The organism is Streptomyces paradoxus, assembly GCF_014202475.1.
GTDB lineage: Bacteria > Actinomycetota > Actinomycetes > Streptomycetales > Streptomycetaceae > Streptomyces > Streptomyces paradoxus.
Window position 1 is genome coordinate 1 of sequence record NZ_JACHGV010000031.1, and the last position, 3,608, is coordinate 3,608.

1 protein-coding gene is annotated in these 3,608 nt (G+C 70.8%); it reads right to left on the reverse strand.

The features are described 5' to 3' along the window. Positions 1–3,608 (reverse strand): non-ribosomal peptide synthetase (locus HNR57_RS39030; protein ID WP_184568170.1); only part of this gene is annotated, 3,608 nt, incomplete at both ends.

Below are 3,608 nucleotides of genomic sequence, written 5' to 3' on the forward strand. Positions count from 1 at the left end.
ACTCCGGCACAGTGCCCCGCGACACCTCAACCGCCGAGCCATTCCACTCCACCAACACCCGCCGACGCTCAACCTCACCAAGCACATCCACAGTGCCGATGCGGATGGCCGGGTCGGCGGCCAGGGCCTGGAGCACCATCCCGAGGCGCTGCGCGAGTCGCTGGACGGTGTCCTCTTCGAACAGGTCCGCCGCTGCGACCAGGACACCGCGCAGGCCCGCGGGACGGCCTTCGGCGTCGAAGGCCTCGCCGACGCTCACGTCCAGGTCGAACTTGGCCACCGGCGCAGCCGCCGGCCCGGCCTCCACCCGGAGCCCGTCCAGGTCCAGGACGGCGTCGGCGCTGTTCTGCACCGTCAGCGCCACCTGGAACAGCGGGTGCCGGGCCAGCGAGCGGGACGGAGCGAGTTCCTCCACCAGGCGCTCGAACGGCACGTCCTGGTGCGCGTACGCCGCCAGAGCCGTCTCTCGTACCCGCGAGAAGAGCTCGGTGAACGTCGGGTTCCCCGACAGGTCCGTGCGCAGCACCAACGTGTTGACGAAGAAGCCGACCAAGTCGTCCAGGGCATCGTCAGTGCGTCCGGCGCTGGGCGTGCCGATGGGGATGTCAGTGCCTGCGCCAAGGCGGGACAGCAGCACCGCCAGGGCGGACTGAAGCATCATGGCCATCGTCACGCCCTCGTTCCGCGCCACCTCCACGAGGCGGGCGTGGACCTCCGCCGGGATCTCCAGCGGAACACCGTGGCCCCGGTGGCCGAGGACCGCCGGGCGGGGGTGGTCGTAGGGCAGCGTGAGCTCTTCGGGGACATCGGCCAGCGCCGCACGCCAGGAGGTCAGCTGACGGGCCATGAGGCTCGCCGAGCCCTGGTCGTCGCCGAGCAGTTCGCGCTGCCACAGTGCGTAGTCCGCGTACTGCACCGGCAGCGGTTCCCACTCGGGAGACCGGCCCGCACAGCGCGCCTCGTACGCCACCGACACATCCCGCGCCAGCGGACCCATCGACCAGCCGTCACCGGCGATGTGGTGCACCACCACGACGAGCACGTGCTCATCCGGTCCCTCAGCGAACAGCCAGCTCTGCAGCGGAAGTTCGGCCGCGAGATCGAACGCGTACCTCGTGGCCTCGGCGACCGCGGCGTCCACGTCCACCGCGGCCACCTCACGGACCTTCATCCGCCACTGGAGATCACCGGTGGGGATGACGTGCTGGTAGGGCTCGCCGTCGGCGGTGGCGAAGACCGTGCGCAGCACCTCATGGCGGCCGATGACGTCCCGCAGCGCGGCATCCAGCGCCGCGGTGTCCAGCGCGCCCTTGAGCCGCAGCACCATCGGCAGGTTGTACGTGGGGCTCGGCCCCTCCAACTGGCCGAGGAACCACAGACGGCGCTGCGCGTACGACAGCGGAAGACGCTCCGGACGCTCCTGCACCGTCAGGGCGACCCGCGCCCGGTCGGCATCGCCGACGCGGGCTGCCAGCCCGGCCACCGTCGGCGCTTCGAACAGCGCACGCAACGACAGCTCGACTCCCAGCACCGACCGCACCCGGCTCACCAAGCGCACCGCGAGGAGCGAATGCCCACCCAGGGCGAAGAAGTCCTCATCGACACCGACACCGTCCACACCGAGCACCTGCGCGAACACCCCGCACAGGATCTCCTCGCGGACCGTGGAGGGACCGCGGCCGGAACCGGTGGCGTACTCCGGAGCGGGCAGCGCCTTGCGATCCAGCTTCCCGTTCGGCGTCAGCGGCAGCGTCTCCAGGACCACCACCGCCGACGGCACCATGTACTGGGGCAGGGATCCGGCAGCCAACACCCGCACGGACTCAGGCAGCACACCGCCCTCACCCTCAGTCGGCACCACGTAGGCGACCAGGCGCTTGTCACCAGGAGTGTCCTCGCGGGCGACGACGGCGGCCTGGGCCACCTGCGGGTGGCCGGCGACGACCGCCTGCACCTCACCCGGCTCGATCCGGAACCCACGGATCTTCACCTGCTCATCCGCCCGGCCCAGATACTCCAGCTGACCGTCGGCATTCCACCGCACCAGATCCCCCGTGCGATACAACCGCCCACCCGGCCCACCGAACGGGTCGGCCACAAACCGCTCCGCCGTCAGACCAGGACGGCCCGCATACCCACGCGCCAGGCCCGCACCCGCCACATACAGCTCACCAGCCACACCCGGCGCAACCGGAGACAACCACCGGTCCAGCACATACACACGAGTGTTGGCGACCGGCCCGCCGATGGACGGCACATCGTCCACCGCCAACGGCTGCGACATCGACACACACACCGTCGCCTCGGTCGGACCGTAGGCGTTCACCAACCGCCGGCCGGCCCCCCACACCGCCACCAGCTCCGACGTCAGCGCCTCACCCGCAGACACCACCGTCCCCAGCGACGGCACATCCCGCGGATCCACCACACCCAGCACCGCGGGCGGCAAAATCGCATGCGTCACCGCATGCCGCACCACCACCTCGGCCAGCCCGGCCCCCGGCACCAGCACCTCCGCCGGCGCCACGACCAGCCGGGCCCCGGAACACAGCGTCACCCAGATCTCAGCCGACGCCGCATCAAAGCCCACGGACGCGAACTGAAGCATCCGGCTCTCGCCATCCACCGCGAACCGCTCCGCCAGCGCCGCCACCAGCGACCCCACACCCATATGCGAGACCACCACACCCTTGGGCCGGCCCGTCGACCCCGAGGTGTAGATCACCCACGCCGGATGCGCAGCCAGCAGCACCCCACCCCGCTCCGCATCCGACAGCGGCGAAGTCTCACCGTCCGCCACCGCCGCGACAGTCGCTGCTTCGTCCAGCACCACCCTGACCACACCCTGCGGCAGCACACCCTGCACGTTCCGAGAGGTCACCACACACAGCGCACCCGCGTCCGCGAGCATGAACTCCACCCGCTGTGCGGGGTAGGCCGGATCGACGGGCAGATACGCGCCGCCCGCCTTGGACACAGCGAGCAGCGTCACCACCACATCGACGCCGCGGTCCAGGCACACGCCCACCACGGACTCCGGACCCACGCCCTGGCCGACAAGGTGACGCGCCAGGCGATTCGCCCGCGCGTCCAGCTCCGCGTACGACACCTCGACCCCGTCAGCAACGATCGCCACGGCATCCGGCGCCCGCCCCACCTGCGCCTCGAACAACTGCGGAAGCGTCCCCACCGGCACCTCGGTGGCCGTGCCGTTCCACTCCACCAGCAACCGCCGACGCTCCGCCCCGCCCAGCACCTCCACGGTGACCAACGGCCGGTCCGCACCGCCGTCCAGCGCCTCCTCCAGCGCAGCCACCACCCGCTCCGCAGCACCCGCCACCAGCGTGCCAACAACCCGCGGGTCCACCGAAGCCACCGCGTCCACCGCAAGCGACAACTCCGCACCGTCATCGTCCACCGACACCGACAACGGATAGTTCGTCCGCTCCCGCGAGAAGACAGTCCGGATCCCCTCAAGGCCCGAACCACCACCCTCACCGGCGCCGACACCGCCGTTGTGCCGGTAGTTGAACAATGACGTGAACAGCGGCACGTCCCCCGCCACACCACTGGCCTGCTGCGCCACGGCCAACGGCGCGTGCTCGTGC